The organism is Rhizobium sophoriradicis, from assembly GCF_025200795.1.
Classification (GTDB): Bacteria; Pseudomonadota; Alphaproteobacteria; order Rhizobiales; family Rhizobiaceae; genus Rhizobium; species Rhizobium sophoriradicis.
In genome coordinates this window covers 2,033,543-2,047,256 of record NZ_CP104152.1, presented here as the reverse complement: position 1 = coordinate 2,047,256, position 13,714 = coordinate 2,033,543, and the positions used below count along the sequence as shown (strand labels likewise).

The 13,714-nt window shown below is 61.4% G+C and carries 11 protein-coding genes and 1 pseudogene; 8 read left to right on the top strand and 4 right to left on the bottom strand.

All coding sequences use genetic code 11. The features are described from left to right. A complete protein-coding gene (locus tag N2597_RS10305; RefSeq protein WP_096761796.1) occupies positions 1-945 on the bottom strand; it encodes a carbohydrate kinase family protein in 945 nt (314 codons plus the stop codon). A 229-nt stretch (positions 946-1,174) separates the two neighbouring features. On the opposite strand from N2597_RS10305, the gene recA reads away from it, so the two are divergent. From recA to N2597_RS10290, 3 genes are all read left to right on the top strand, one after another. Continuing rightward, entirely contained in the window at positions 1,175-2,263 is a 1,089-nt protein-coding gene (gene recA / locus N2597_RS10300) for a recombinase RecA (RefSeq protein WP_096761969.1), read from the top strand. A gap of 152 nt (positions 2,264-2,415) precedes the next feature. Further along, positions 2,416-5,070 carry an alanine--tRNA ligase gene (gene alaS, locus N2597_RS10295; RefSeq protein WP_096761795.1) on the top strand — a complete coding sequence of 885 codons (2,655 nt, stop codon included), beginning with the start codon at positions 2,416-2,418 and terminating at the stop codon, positions 5,068-5,070. Positions 5,071-5,449: 379 nt separating this feature from the next. After that, positions 5,450-6,301, top strand: coding sequence for an AraC family transcriptional regulator (locus N2597_RS10290; RefSeq protein WP_096761794.1), 852 nt, complete (start codon positions 5,450-5,452; stop codon positions 6,299-6,301). A gap of 52 nt (positions 6,302-6,353) precedes the next feature. On the opposite strand, the gene N2597_RS10285 is transcribed toward N2597_RS10290, so the two are convergent. The 3 genes from N2597_RS10285 to N2597_RS10275 all read right to left on the bottom strand — a co-directional run bounded on the left by N2597_RS10285 (position 6,354) and on the right by N2597_RS10275 (position 8,795). Further along, a complete protein-coding gene (locus N2597_RS10285) occupies positions 6,354-6,980 on the bottom strand; it encodes a glutathione S-transferase family protein (protein WP_183597649.1) in 627 nt (208 codons plus the stop codon). 86 nt (positions 6,981-7,066) lie between these two features. After that, entirely contained in the window at positions 7,067-7,513 is a 447-nt protein-coding gene (locus N2597_RS10280) for a GNAT family N-acetyltransferase (protein ID WP_183597651.1), read from the bottom strand. Positions 7,514-7,583: 70 nt separating this feature from the next. After that, entirely contained in the window at positions 7,584-8,795 is a 1,212-nt protein-coding gene (locus N2597_RS10275; RefSeq protein WP_038689249.1) for an NADP-dependent isocitrate dehydrogenase, read from the bottom strand. Positions 8,796-9,093: 298 nt separating this feature from the next. Here N2597_RS10275 and N2597_RS10270 point away from each other — a divergent pair, with 298 nt between their 5' ends. From N2597_RS10270 to N2597_RS10250, 5 genes and pseudogenes are all read left to right on the top strand, one after another. Continuing rightward, positions 9,094-9,621 (top strand): hypothetical protein, encoded by a 528-nt coding sequence (locus N2597_RS10270; RefSeq protein ID WP_183597654.1) that lies wholly within the window; start codon positions 9,094-9,096, stop codon positions 9,619-9,621. 94 nt (positions 9,622-9,715) lie between these two features. Beyond that, positions 9,716-11,744 (top strand): annotated as a pseudogene (locus N2597_RS10265) (FUSC family protein). 4 nt (positions 11,745-11,748) lie between these two features. Then, entirely contained in the window at positions 11,749-12,579 is an 831-nt protein-coding gene (locus N2597_RS10260) for an RNA methyltransferase (protein WP_183597656.1), read from the top strand. Next, positions 12,560-13,360, top strand: a complete 801-nt coding sequence (gene murI, locus N2597_RS10255) for a glutamate racemase (RefSeq protein ID WP_038689242.1) — start codon at positions 12,560-12,562, stop codon at positions 13,358-13,360. Before N2597_RS10260 ends, murI begins: the two co-directional genes overlap by 20 nt. A 62-nt stretch (positions 13,361-13,422) precedes the next feature. Next, positions 13,423-13,707, top strand: coding sequence for a type II toxin-antitoxin system TacA family antitoxin (locus tag N2597_RS10250; protein ID WP_096769508.1), 285 nt, complete (start codon positions 13,423-13,425; stop codon positions 13,705-13,707). Positions 13,708-13,714 lie beyond the last annotated feature (7 nt).

Sequence of the window (13,714 nt, the reverse complement as noted above, 5' to 3'; positions counted from 1 at the left end):
TCAATGCAGAATTCTGATCTCGGGAACAAGGGCAAGCGCCTCATTCAGCAGATCCGGCGTCAGATTTTCGTTGACCGCATGCGGCGACTGTACAGTCAGCGCTGCTGCCGCGGTGCCGTGGCGGACGGCTTCATCGAGCGGCAGTCCATGCATCAGGGCGGCGAGGGTGCCGGCGGCAAGGGAATCGCCGGCGCCGGTGACATCGGCGAGGGTCTCGGCGATCGGCGGCTGCAACGTCACGGCGCGGCCGTCGCAAAAAGCGACCAGCTCGCGCTGGCCGCGGGTGACGACGGCGCTGCGGATGCCGATTTCTTTTAGAAGCGGCGGCCAGCCGCCGGCGTCGTCCGGCCGTTCACCGGCAAGGGCAGCGGCTTCGGCCTCGTTCAGGAACAGGTAGTCGATATCCGCGATGCAGGATTTCAGCCTGGCGACCTTAGCCGGCGAAATGGCGATCGCCGCGACGGGCTTGGCCAGCGACCGTGCCTTGGCGACGATTGCCGCGATCGTCTCTTCCGGCAGATTGGCATCGAAAAGGATGAGATCATGCGCGGCGAAGGCTTCGCGCACCCAGCGGATGGATAGACGCCGCGGCACGAAGAAGCGGTAGAGATCCATGTCGGCAAGGGCGATCACCAGGTTGCCGTCCCTCTCGATGATCGCGGTGTAGCTCGGTGTCTTGCGGTCGAGGAAAACGAAGGGCCGGTCGTCGATGCCGGCGAAATCGGCGGCTTCGCCGACCATCTCGCCGATGGGGTCGCCGCCGCGGGGCGAAATCATCGTCACCTGAAAACCGAGCCTTGCAAGGTTGCGCGCCGCATTGAAGCCGCCGCCGCCCGGCTCCTCGAACCAGGTGCCGGGATTGCTGGCGCCCGGTGCCGTTTCCCCGGAAATGCGGCCGCGCCGGTCGATATGGGCGCCGCCGAGAACAAGAATCTTTTTCTTCATTTCAACCGCCTTCCGACGCCCGCAAGCGCGAATCGAGACGGTGCCGCCTGACGCGACCAAGCCGCCGCATCTGGCCTAAGCCGTTGCTTTGCATCGATAAAACAAATATAGAACACGAGCTGTTTTACCTTTTTCTTTCAATCGTTTGATCGCCTATTGCGAGTATGGAACAAATAGGGTACAAACTCGACATTGCTTGGGCGGCTTCAATAACCTAAAGGTGGATCAGATGTCTCAGAATTCATTGCGGCTGGTAGAGGACAAATCGGTGGACAAAAGCAAGGCGCTTGAAGCGGCACTCTCACAGATAGAGCGGTCGTTCGGCAAGGGCTCGATCATGAAACTCGGTTCCAACGAGAACGTCATCGAAATCGAGACGATTTCGACGGGTTCGCTTGGGCTCGATATCGCGCTTGGCGTCGGCGGCCTGCCGAAGGGCCGCATCATCGAAATCTACGGGCCGGAAAGCTCGGGCAAGACAACGCTTGCGCTGCAGACCATTGCGGAAGCGCAGAAGAAGGGTGGCATCTGCGCCTTTGTCGACGCCGAACATGCGCTCGATCCCGTCTATGCCCGCAAGCTGGGCGTCGATCTCCAAAACCTTCTGATTTCGCAGCCCGATACCGGCGAGCAGGCGCTTGAGATCACCGATACGCTGGTGCGCTCCGGCGCCGTCGACGTTCTGGTCGTCGACTCGGTCGCCGCACTGACGCCGCGCGCCGAAATCGAAGGCGAAATGGGCGACAGCCTTCCAGGCCTGCAGGCGCGCCTGATGAGCCAGGCGCTGCGCAAGCTTACCGCCTCGATCTCCAAGTCGAATACCATGGTGATCTTCATCAACCAGATCCGCATGAAGATCGGCGTCATGTTCGGTTCGCCGGAAACGACGACGGGCGGCAATGCGCTGAAATTCTATGCCTCCGTGCGCCTCGACATCCGCCGCATCGGCTCGGTCAAGGAGCGCGAAGAGGTGATCGGCAACCAGACCCGCGTCAAGGTCGTCAAGAACAAAATGGCGCCTCCCTTCAAGCAGGTCGAATTCGACATCATGTATGGCGAAGGCGTATCGAAGACCGGCGAACTTGTCGATCTTGGCGTCAAGGCCGGGATCGTGGAAAAGTCGGGCGCCTGGTTCTCCTATAACAGCCAGCGTCTCGGCCAGGGCCGCGAAAACGCCAAGACCTTCCTGCGCGACAACCCGGATCTCGCCCGCGAGATCGAGCTGGCGCTGCGCCAGAATGCCGGTCTGATCGCCGACCGCTTCCTGCAGAACGGCGGACCGGATGCGGATGACGGCGATTCTGCCGGGGAAATGTAAGCTTCGCGCCTGATTTTGTCGGATATCTCAGCCGGCCGCATTCCTGATGAGAATGCGGCCGGTTTCGTTTGTCGGCTGGACAGTGGCGGGGGCGAACGTTAAAAGCCGATGGATTTGTATTATCTGCCTCCGGCAGCATTGAAGGGCATAGAATGAGCGGCGTGAACGATATCCGGTCGACCTTCCTCGACTATTTCAAGAAGAACGGCCACGAGATCGTTCCGTCGAGCCCGCTCGTGCCGCGCAACGACCCGACGCTGATGTTCACCAATGCCGGCATGGTGCAGTTCAAGAACGTCTTCACCGGCCTGGAGAGGCGTCCTTATTCGACGGCGACGACCTCGCAGAAATGCGTGCGCGCCGGCGGCAAGCATAACGACCTCGACAATGTCGGCTATACCGCGCGCCACCTGACCTTCTTCGAAATGCTCGGCAACTTCTCCTTTGGCGACTATTTCAAGGAGAATGCGATCGAACTTGCCTGGAAGCTTGTGACCGAAGGCTTCGGCCTGCCGAAGCATCGCCTGCTGGTGACCGTCTATTCCGAAGACGAGGAGGCCGCGGCGCTGTGGAAGAAGATCGCCGGTTTTTCCGACGACAAGATCATCCGCATCCCGACCTCCGACAATTTCTGGCAGATGGGCGATACCGGCCCCTGCGGCCCATGCTCTGAAATCTTCATCGACCAGGGCGAGAACGTCTGGGGCGGCCCTCCCGGTTCGCCGGAGGAAGATGGCGACCGGTTCCTGGAGTTCTGGAACCTCGTCTTCATGCAGTTCGAGCAGACCGAGCCCGGCGTTCGCAACCCGCTGCCGCGTCCGTCGATCGATACCGGCATGGGTCTGGAGCGCATGGCCTGCATTCTGCAAGGCGTCCAGAGCGTCTTCGACACCGACTTGTTCCGCACGCTGATCGGCACCATCGAAGAGACGATGGGCGCCAAGGCGGAGGGCAGCGCCAGCCACCGCGTCATCGCCGACCACCTGCGCTCCTCGGCTTTCCTGATCGCCGATGGCGTGCTGCCGTCGAACGAAGGCCGCGGCTATGTGCTGCGCCGTATCATGCGCCGCGCCATGCGGCACGCCCAGCTTCTCGGCGCCAAGGAGCCGCTGATGTACAAGCTGCTGCCGACGCTGGTGCAGGAGATGGGTCGCGCCTATCCGGAACTCCTACGCGCCGAGGCGCTGATCTCGGAGACGCTGAAGCTCGAAGAAGGCCGTTTCCGCAAGACGCTGGAGCGTGGCCTGTCGCTGCTGTCGGATGCCACCACGGATCTCGGCAAGGGCGATATGCTGGATGGCGAGACCGCCTTCAAGCTCTACGACACCTACGGCTTCCCGCTCGACCTGACGCAGGACGCCCTGCGCGCCCGCGAGATTGGCGTTGATATTTCCGGCTTTACCGATGCCATGCAGCGCCAGAAGGCCGAAGCCCGCTCGCACTGGGCCGGCTCCGGCGAAAAGGCGACGGAAACCATCTGGTTCGAGCTTAAGGAAAAACACGGTGCGACCGAATTCCTGGGCTACGACACCGAAACCGCAGAAGCCGTGGTGCAGGCGATCGTCAAGGACGGCGCCGTTGCTGCGGAGGCCAAGGCCGGCGACAAGGTGCAGATCGTCGTCAGCCAGACGCCGTTCTACGGCGAATCCGGCGGCCAGATGGGCGATACCGGCGTGATCTCGTCCGACCACGGCAAGATCGAGATTTCAGATACGCAGAAGAGGGGTGAAGGCCTGTTCGTGCATCAGGGCACTGTCATAGACGGCGTCGTCAAGGACGGCGATGCGGTCGTGCTGACGGTCGATCACGCCCGCCGATCGCGGCTGCGCGCCAACCACTCGGCAACGCACCTGCTGCATGAGGCGCTCCGCGAAGTGCTTGGCACCCATGTCGCTCAGAAGGGCTCGCTGGTCGCGCCCGAGCGCCTGCGCTTCGACGTCTCGCATCCCAAGCCGATGTCGGCCGAAGAGCTGAAGATCGTCGAGGATATGGCAAATGAAATCGTGCTGCAGAATTCGCCTGTTACCACGCGGTTGATGAGCGTCGACGATGCGATCGCCGAAGGCGCCATGGCGCTGTTCGGTGAGAAATACGGCGACGAAGTCCGCGTCGTCGGGATGGGTGAGGGTGTGCGCGGCGCTAAGGCTGGCAAGCCCTATTCGATCGAACTTTGCGGCGGCACGCATGTTTCTGCCACCGGTCAGATTGGGCTGATCCGCGTTCTCGGCGAAAGTGCGGTCGGAGCAGGCGTTCGCCGCATCGAGGCCGTCACCGGCGAATCGGCGCGCGAATACCTGGCCGAACAGGACGAGCGCGTGAAGGCGCTTGCCGCCTCGCTGAAGGTGCAGCCGGGCGAAGTGCTTTCGCGTGTCGAAGCGATGATGGACGAGCGCCGCAAGCTCGAAAAGGAACTGGCCGACGCCAAGCGCAAGCTCGCCATGGGCGGCGGGCAGGGCGGCTCGGTCGATGCGGTGCGCGAAGTCGCCGGGGTCAAGTTCCTCGGCAAGGCTATTTCGGGCGTCGATCCCAAGGACCTCAAGGGCCTTGCCGATGATGGCAAAACCAGCATCGGCTCCGGCGTCGTCGCGCTCGTCGGCGTGTCCGATGACGGTAAGGCAAGTGCGGTCGTCGCCGTGACGCCTGACCTCGTCGAGCGTTACAGCGCCGTCGATCTGGTGCGCATCGCGTCTGCCGCCCTTGGCGGCAAGGGCGGCGGCGGCCGTCCCGACATGGCGCAGGCTGGCGGCCCGGATGGATCGAAGGCCGACGAGGCGATCGAGGCGGTGGCCTTGGCTCTCGCCGGCTGAGCTGACGGTTGATTCTAAGGCGGAAGCTCGGCTCCTGCCTTAGCTTGGCTGTGAACGTTCTTTACTCGGCGTTCTCCCAGACCTCCCTCATTCCTGTATCCTCAGGGCTTCGCCCGAGGGATGTCACAGGAATCCAGTGCGCCCAAGTCCTTGGGGGCGAAGGAGTTTTTTCTTTAGATACTGATTCATTCACGGCGCGGACGCGCCGTGGCTGGATTCCTGTGACGAGCACAGGAATGAGGGAGGTTAGGCTGCGTAGTCGGCAATAGCGACGCTTCTTCTGCCGCGTAGCGTTGGATTCGCCGCCAGTGCAAGTCCGCAGGATTTGTCAAATCGAGCTATGGTTCTCTGCAGCCGATCGATTTGCACGAGGTTTGACATGAATGGCGAAACGGCATGGGCACTTTATGAAAGCCGTCTGAGACGGGTTTCTGCCTATATCCACGATCACCTCGACGAGGAGCTGGATATGGAGCGCCTTGCCGGGATCGCCTGCCTGTCGAGCTATCACTGGCACAGGATCTACCGGGCGATTTATGGCGAGACGCTGGCGGCGACCGTCAAGCGGCTGAGGCTGCATCGCGCGGCGGGCGAGATCGTCGGCACGGAGCTTGCCGTCAGCGAGATTGCGAAACGATCAGGCTATCCCAATCTCCAATCCTTCAATCGCATTTTCAAGTCGGTCTACGGCATGCCGCCGGCCCGCTATCGGAAAGAGGGAAGCCACACAGCCTTTGAACCCTCACCTAACGGAAAGACCCAAACCATGTTCGACGTTACCATACGTGAGATCGCGCCGACCGAGCTGATCGGCGTCGCCCATACCGGCTCTTATATGCAGATCGGCAAAGCCTTCGAGACATTGTTCGGCACGCTTTACGCCCGCGGCCTCGCCAGGCCCGACATGCGGATGATCGGTGTCTATCTCGACGATCCCGATATCGTGCCGGCCGAACAGCTGCGCTCGATCGCCTGTGTGACCAGCTCAGCCGACGTTCCGGCCGAAGCGCCGTTCGAGCGGCGCAGGGTCGACGGCGGCACCTATGCGGTATTGCGTCACAAGGGCCCCTATGCCGACATGCATAAGGCCTATCAGTGGCTTTATGCGGAATGGCTACCCAAATCGGGACGGCAGTTGAAGGACAGCGTCATGTTCGAGGAATATCTCAACAACCCACGTGACGTGCCGCCAACCGAGCTTCTGACAGAGATCCACATGCCGCTTGCCTGACCTCGCGCGAGGACGCGGCGGAGTCGCCGCGTGCTCGATCGTGCCTGAACGCTCAGGCCGCCTGCATCGTCTTGCCGGCCTCGTCGTCCAGTGCATTGGCGCGCTTATAGGCTTCGCGCTCGCTGACGCGGCCGAAGTAATCGACGAAGGCCTGACGTTTCTCGATGGAGCCGAAGCCGAGGCCCCAGCCGATATGAGCGCCGACATAGACGTCGGCGGCGGTGAAGCGCTCGCCGGTGATATAGGTCGAGCCGGAAACGGCCATTTCGAGCGTGTTCATGACGTCGCCAAAACCGCCGCAGCCGGCCATTCGCAGGCGCTCCGTCGGAATTTCGAAACCGAGCGCCTTCATCGTCACCGCCGATTCCAGCGGACCGGCGGCAAAGAACATCCAGCGGTAATAGCGGGCGCGCTCCTCCGGTCTTGGGGCCAGCCCCTTTTCCGGGAAGGTCTCGGCGAGGTAGGCGCAGATTGCCGCGCATTCGGTGACCACTGTGTTGCCGTGGCGGATTGCCGGCACCTTGCCCATCGGGTTGACGGAAAGATATTCCGGCGCCTTCATAGTTTCGCCGAAGGTCAGGAGTTCGGTGCGATAGGGCTGACCGATTTCCTCCAGCATCCAGCGCGCGATGCGCCCGCGTGACATCGGGTTTGTATAGAATACCAACTCTTCGGCCATGACATCTTCCTCCTGTTGCCGTTCTGTCAGGCATAGCCGTCGCCCGGAATCAATAGCGCGGCAAGGTCTTTGTGCAAGTCCGATCGTCAGAGAGCTTTGCGATACTGGATGAAGCCTGAGCGTTCGGCGATCCGGTCGTACAGCCGCCGCGCCGTGGCATTCGTTTCGTGCGTCATCCAGTAGAGCCTGCCTGCGCCGTGCGCGCGCGCAAAATCGGCGACCGCATCGATCAGTGCGGCACCGGTGCCGATGCCGCGCTGGGTATCGGCGACATAGAGATCCTGCAGATAGCAGGTCCATTGCGGCAGCCAGCAGGAGCGGTGAAAGATCGCATGGACGATGCCGACGAGGCGGCCGTCTTGATCAAAGGCGCCGAGCGCGTGCATCGGTTCGTCCAAATCGTGGAAGCGGGTCCAGGTGAGATCCGTGGTTTCGGCAGGGATGACCACCTCGTAGAAGCGCTGATACGCCTTCCATAGGGGCTCCCAAGCGGTGCGGTCAGAGGGTTCGAGCGGGCGCACGGTCGCGGTCATCTGCGGTTCTCCCAAAATGAAAACGGCGGGGAAATCCCCGCCGTTTCAATGCTATCCCGAAAGGGCTGGCTTACGCCATCGCCGTCTGCAGATTCTGGTCGATCTTGTCGAGGAAGGCAGTGGTCGAGAGCCACGGCTGATCGGGGCCGATGAGCAGCGCCAGGTCCTTTGTCATGAAGCCGGATTCGACGGTGTCGACGCAGACCTTTTCCAGCGTCGAGGCGAACTTCGCAAGCTCGGCATTGTCGTCGAGCTTGGCGCGGTGAGCGAGGCCGCGGGTCCAGGCGAAGATCGAGGCGATCGAGTTCGTCGAGGTTTCCTGGCCCTTCTGGTGCTGGCGGTAGTGGCGGGTCACCGTGCCGTGGGCGGCTTCGGCTTCGACCGTCTTGCCATCGGGCGTCAGCAGAACCGAGGTCATCAGGCCGAGCGAGCCGAAGCCCTGGGCAACGGTGTCGGACTGGACGTCGCCGTCATAGTTCTTGCACGCCCAGACGTAGCCGCCCGACCACTTGAGCGCCGAAGCAACCATGTCGTCGATCAGGCGGTGTTCGTAGGTGATGCCGGCTTCCTTGAACTGATCCTTAAATTCGGTCTCGTAGACTTCTTCGAAGATGTCCTTGAAGCGGCCGTCATAGGCCTTGAGGATGGTGTTCTTGGTCGACAGATAAACCGGCCACTTGCGCATCAGGCCGTACATCATCGAGGCGCGGGCGAATTCGCGGATCGATTCGTCGAGGTTGTACATGGCCATGGCAACGCCGGCGCCCGGCGCGTTGAAGACTTCCTTCTCGATGACCGTGCCGTCTTCGCCGACGAACTTGATGGTCAGCTTGCCCTTACCAGGGAATTTGAAATCGGTGGCGCGGTACTGGTCGCCGAAGGCATGGCGGCCGACGACGATCGGCTGGGTCCAGCCGGGAACCAGGCGCGGAACGTTGCGGCAAATGATCGGCTCGCGGAAGATGACGCCGCCGAGGATGTTGCGGATCGTGCCGTTCGGGCTCTTCCACATTTCCTTGAGGTTGAATTCCTTGACGCGGGCTTCATCCGGCGTGATCGTCGCGCACTTGATGCCGACGCCGTATTTCTTGATGGCGTTGGCGGCGTCGACGGTGACCTGGTCGTTGGTGGCGTCGCGGTTTTCGACGGAGAGGTCGAAATAGTCGATGTCGAGGTCGAGATACGGATGGATCAGCTTATCCTTGATGAGCTGCCAGATGATGCGTGTCATTTCATCGCCGTCGAGATCGGCGACGGGATTGGCGACCTTGATCTTGTTCATGTATCTGCCTCGTTCGAGCTTGAAGGGGGACAAGCGTCCCGGGTGGGTGACGTGATGAGGAGCGCTATAGCATTGTGAACCGGGAACGCAAAGCTGCAACGGTTCTCGCAATGCGTTTTTGCCGCCATTGCCAAGCGCTGAAATCTGGCTAGAACAGGATGATTTTAGGCGGATCGGCCTAAAATCTGAATCCTGTTCAATTAAAGAGTTAGAGCATGATATTGTCCGAAAACCGCTCACACTTTTCGGCATCATGCTCTGTGTCCGCCTTGATTTGCCCGCCCCGGAACATTCGACCATGAAGACAATCGCCATTGTTATCGCAAGTCTTATCGGCTTTTCGGGTGCTGCCCATGCTGCCGATGCTACCGCTCCCGTGCAGGAGATCATGGACGCGACCAAGAGCAACTGGGCCGATAACAACAGCGACTGGACCGACATTTTCGCTGCGAGCCGGCTCGACCATCTCTACAGCAAAGACTTCGTCGCCAGATACCAGGCGGCCGCGCAATTTCCCGCCGTCGACGACGACGGCATATCGCCGTTCGACTATGACGTCATCGTCAACGGCCAGGATGCATGCCCGCTGGAGGATCTTACGATGGAGGCGGCTCCCCCGGTCAACGGAACGACCGAGGTCACGGTGCGCTTCAGGAAATCCGCCTGTTCGGACGCGCCCGATGCCAAGGATTATACGACCGTTCGCTTCGAGGTGGTCGAGGAGGCCGGTCAGCCGGTGATCGACGATATCGTCACCGAGAATAAGGAAACTCAGGGCCGCAATTCCCTGAAGGCGACGATGACGCTGATTGCCAAGGGCCAATAGGCGGTCATATTCGCGTGCGTCGACTCGATGTCGGGCGGTTTTCTTTCGTCAGGCATGGCATTATGTGTCGATCCTTCCGCGGCACGAGGGGTTCCTGCATTTGTTTTCCGGCTTTCAGGCTCGCGACTGGCTGCTTGCCAATGATCCGGCGCTTTCGCGCTTGCGCATGGCGCTGCGGGTGACGCTGACGATCGTTTTCTCCTTTTTGGTCCTTCTAGCCATCCACATGGCAATCCTGCCACTGCCGACTGCGGCCTTCGGCCTCGGCATCGATCGAAGGCGGCGTGGCGGTGCGCGACAAGGGCAATTCCCGCCAGTTGATAACGCGGCTCTTCGGCTGTGCGGCAAGCCTTGCCGTCGTTGGCATTGCGGCGGGGCTCGAGGATCACCGCTTGCTCTCCGATCTCATCTTCCTCGCGGTGATCGCGCTGGCATCGGCCGGACGGGTGTTCGGGCCACGCGGTTTTGCCATTGGCATGTTCGCCTTCACCTCTTATTTCATGGGCGCTTATTTCCGGCCGCCGATTGGCGAACTGCCGGCGGTGGCGATCGGCCCCGTCGTCGCGGTACTTGTCGGCCATCTGGTAAGGGCGGTGCTGCTGCCCGACGATTGGCGGCGCGACCTGCTGCGCTCGCTCGAAAGCGTCAGGGGCCGGATCAACCAGATCCTCTTCAAGCTCGCGGTTATCAACGGCGCCGAGATCGGCGAAACCGACCGGCAGGAGCTGCGCCAGCTTGAAGACCGGCTGAAGGAAGTGGTGCTGATGGCGGAGACCTTCATTCCGCGCCCGCCGGCCGGCGTTTTCGATGGCGCCGCCGATCCCGCCGCCGAACTGGTGATCCGCCTTTTCGACGCCCATCTTGCCGCCGAGAGCGCGATCGTGCTGAGCTTCCAGAGCCCGCCGCCTTTCCCGCTCGTCCACGCCGTCATCGAGGCGGATATGGCGGAACTTGCACGATTTGAGGGGATGGTCGACGCCGTTGGGGATCAGCCGCAGGGCGAAACCGTGCGGGCGCTTCTCTGGCTCGGCAAGGCGCGGCAGCAGTTGACGCAGGCGATCGGCGAGGGGCGGGCCTCCGGTTTCTCCGAGATCGATGACAGCAAGGATATGGTGCAATCCCAGGCAATCGACTTTTCCCTTGCCAATCCGCTGCTGCGCGCAGCGCTGCAAATCACCATCGCGTCGGCGATCGCCATGAGCTTCGGGCTGCTCTTGTCGCGCGAACGATGGTTCTGGGCGGTGCTGGCCTCCTTCCTCGTCTTCACCAACACCAATTCGCGCGGCGACACCGCGATGAGGGCGCTGTCGCGCTCGCTGGGGACCGTGTTCGGGATCGCTATCGGTCTTGTGCTGGCGACGCTGATTTCAGGCGAGCCTGATATCGCCATTCCGGTTGCCGCCGTCTGTATCTTCCTCGCCTTCTATTTTCTGCAGGTTTCCTATGCGACCATGACCTTCTTCATCTCAATCGTGCTCTGCCTGGTTTACGGCATGACGGGCGTGCTGACGCTCGATCTGCTGAAGCTGCGGATCGGGGAGACCATGATCGGAGCGGCGGCCGGAACGGCGGTCGCTTTCATCGTCTTTCCCACACGCACACGTGGCGCGCTCGATTCTGCGCTTGCCCGCTGGTTCCAGGCGCTGCGCGATCTGCTTGGCGCCCTCGGTGAGGGCAAGAGCGGTTTCGAGCTGATGGCACTGTCGCAGAAAATCGATGCCTGCTACCGTGATGTAACGGTGGCGGCGCGGCCACTCGGCTCTTCCTGGTCGGTGGTGACGCGGCCCGGCCAGATCCGCCAGACGCTGGCGATCTTCCTGTCCTGCACCTACTGGGCGCGTATCCTGGCGAAGAGTTATGAAGCGCCGGCCTCCGACGACAATCTGAACAGGCTGATCGCGGCGGACCTTGCCCTGATCGACGATGCCGCTCCGCGCGGCTCGAGCTGTTTCCTGATCAAGCGCAAGGCGTCGCGGACGACAGGACGACATCTGCCGCTGTCGCGCGAGGGCGCCAGGCTGGGGCTCGAAATGATTGGTTCGGCGCTGGAAAGGCTCTATCCGCAGGCCGACGTCTTGCCGTTTGCGGCGGGCGAGGCTATTGCGCGCTCGAAACAAGGATAAGACCATGGCAGGCACGAACAGCGAGCGTCAACTTCTGGCCGAGGGGCCGGTTATCATTCTGGTCGAGCCGCAGATGGGCGAAAATATCGGAATGGTGGCGCGCGCCATGGCGAATTTCGGCCTTGTCGATCTTCGTCTCGTCAATCCACGTGACGGCTGGCCGAATGAGAAGGCGCAGGCTGCAGCCTCCAAGGCCGACCACGTGATTGAGGGCACGAGGGTCTTTGCCACCTTGGACGAGGCGATAGCCGACCTCAACTTCGTTTATGCCACGACGGCGCGCAGCCGTGACAATTACAAGCCGGTGCGCTCGCCGGTTTTTGCTGCCGAGACGCTGCGCACGAAATTCCGGGCAGGTGAGGCGACCGGTATCCTCTTCGGCCGCGAGCGCTGGGGCCTGACCAACGAGGAAGTGGCGCTTGCCGACGAGATCGTCACCTTCCCTGTCAATCCCGCCTTCGCCTCGCTCAACATCGCCCAGGCCGTGCTGCTCATGTCCTATGAGTGGATGAAATCGGGCATGGAGGATCTGGAAGCCGTGCCGTTCCAGGCGCTCAAGCAGCGCCCGTCCACCAAGGAGCAGCTCTTCGGTCTGTTCGATCAACTGGAAGAGGCGCTCGATTCGCGCAACTATTTTCATCCGCCCTCGAAAAAGCCGAAAATGGTCGACAACCTGCGCGCAGTCCTCTCCCGCCGGGCATTCACGGAACAGGAAATCAGCGTGCTGCGTGGCGTCATTTCCTCTCTCGACCGCTTTACGCGCAACAGTCCGCGCAAAGGCGGCTCCATCAGATCCGGCAAGAAAGCGCCCACCGATGACAGCGCCGACGAATGAGCTGAAACCCGTCCTCGTCTTCGATTCAGGGATCGGCGGACTGACAGTGCTGCGCGAAGCGCGCGTGCTGATGCCGGAGCGAGGCTTCATATATGTCGCTGACGATGCCGGCTTTCCCTATGGCGGCTGGGAGGAACAGGCGCTGAAAGAGCGGATTATCGGGCTCTTCGGCAAGCTCCTGAATGACTATGATCCCGAAGTCTGCATCATTGCCTGCAACACCGCTTTCACCCTTGTCGGCGCCGATCTGCGCGCCGCCTTTCCCCAGATGACCTTCGTGGGCACCGTGCCGGCGATCAAGCCGGCGGCTGAGCGCACGCGCTCCGGCCTCGTCTCGGTGCTCGCAACGCCGGGAACGGTGAAGCGGGCCTATACGCGCGATCTCATCCAGTCCTTCGCGCAGCAATGCCATGTCCGTCTCGTCGGTTCGGAGAATCTGGCGCGCATGGCGGAAGCCTATATCCGTGGCGACGCCGTCTCCGATGACGCGGTGCTTGCCGAAATCGACCAGTGTTTCGTCGAAAAGGACGGTCAGAAGACGGATATCGTCGTGCTTGCCTGCACGCACTATCCTTTCATGGCCAATCTTTTCCGGCGGATTGCCCCTTGGCCGGTCGACTGGCTTGATCCGGCCGAAGCAATAGCGCGGCGCGCCCGCACGTTGGTTCCGCTGGTTGCCGATGCCGTGCATCCTGATAATTTCGACTTCGCCATGTTTACGTCAGGCCAGCAGGATTTCGCGACGCGGCGGCTGATGCAGGGATTCGGCCTAAAAGCATAGAGCTATATTTGACGCCAGATGATTTGTGGGTACAATTGCACCCACAAAGACAAGGAGCTGATATGGCCCAGAATGCTCACAGAGACGATACGTTGAAGATCCGCGTCGACCGACCGACGTTCGAACTGATGGAAACTGCGCGTAATTACCTTCATCTCGACAAGAGCAAATTCATCCGCGAAAGCATTCGCGAGAAGGCCGAGGCCGTAATTGCCGTACATGGGCGGACGCGCTTTACGGCCGAGGACTGGGAAGACTTTTTCGCGGCATTCGACGAACCGGCAAAGCCGACAGAGCGTATGATCAATGCCGTCAAGAAATATCGCGATATCATCGGCGGCTCATGAAATTTGA

Bases quoted from the DNA above. Each gene is read 5' to 3' on its own strand.
- N2597_RS10285 (WP_183597649.1), bottom strand. From the start codon at position 6,980: ATGGCCGAAGAGTTGGTATTCTATACAAACCCGATGTCACGCGGGCGC.
- N2597_RS10250 (WP_096769508.1), top strand. From the start codon at position 13,423: ATGGCCCAGAATGCTCACAGAGACGATACGTTGAAGATCCGCGTCGAC.
- N2597_RS10290 (WP_096761794.1), top strand. From the start codon at position 5,450: ATGAATGGCGAAACGGCATGGGCACTTTATGAAAGCCGTCTGAGACGG.
- recA (WP_096761969.1), top strand. From the start codon at position 1,175: ATGTCTCAGAATTCATTGCGGCTGGTAGAGGACAAATCGGTGGACAAA.
- murI (WP_038689242.1), top strand. From the start codon at position 12,560: ATGACAGCGCCGACGAATGAGCTGAAACCCGTCCTCGTCTTCGATTCA.
- N2597_RS10275 (WP_038689249.1), bottom strand. From the start codon at position 8,795: ATGAACAAGATCAAGGTCGCCAATCCCGTCGCCGATCTCGACGGCGAT.
- N2597_RS10305 (WP_096761796.1), bottom strand. From the start codon at position 945: ATGAAGAAAAAGATTCTTGTTCTCGGCGGCGCCCATATCGACCGGCGC.
- N2597_RS10270 (WP_183597654.1), top strand. From the start codon at position 9,094: ATGAAGACAATCGCCATTGTTATCGCAAGTCTTATCGGCTTTTCGGGT.
- N2597_RS10280 (WP_183597651.1), bottom strand. From the start codon at position 7,513: ATGACCGCGACCGTGCGCCCGCTCGAACCCTCTGACCGCACCGCTTGG.
- N2597_RS10260 (WP_183597656.1), top strand. From the start codon at position 11,749: ATGGCAGGCACGAACAGCGAGCGTCAACTTCTGGCCGAGGGGCCGGTT.
- alaS (WP_096761795.1), top strand. From the start codon at position 2,416: ATGAGCGGCGTGAACGATATCCGGTCGACCTTCCTCGACTATTTCAAG.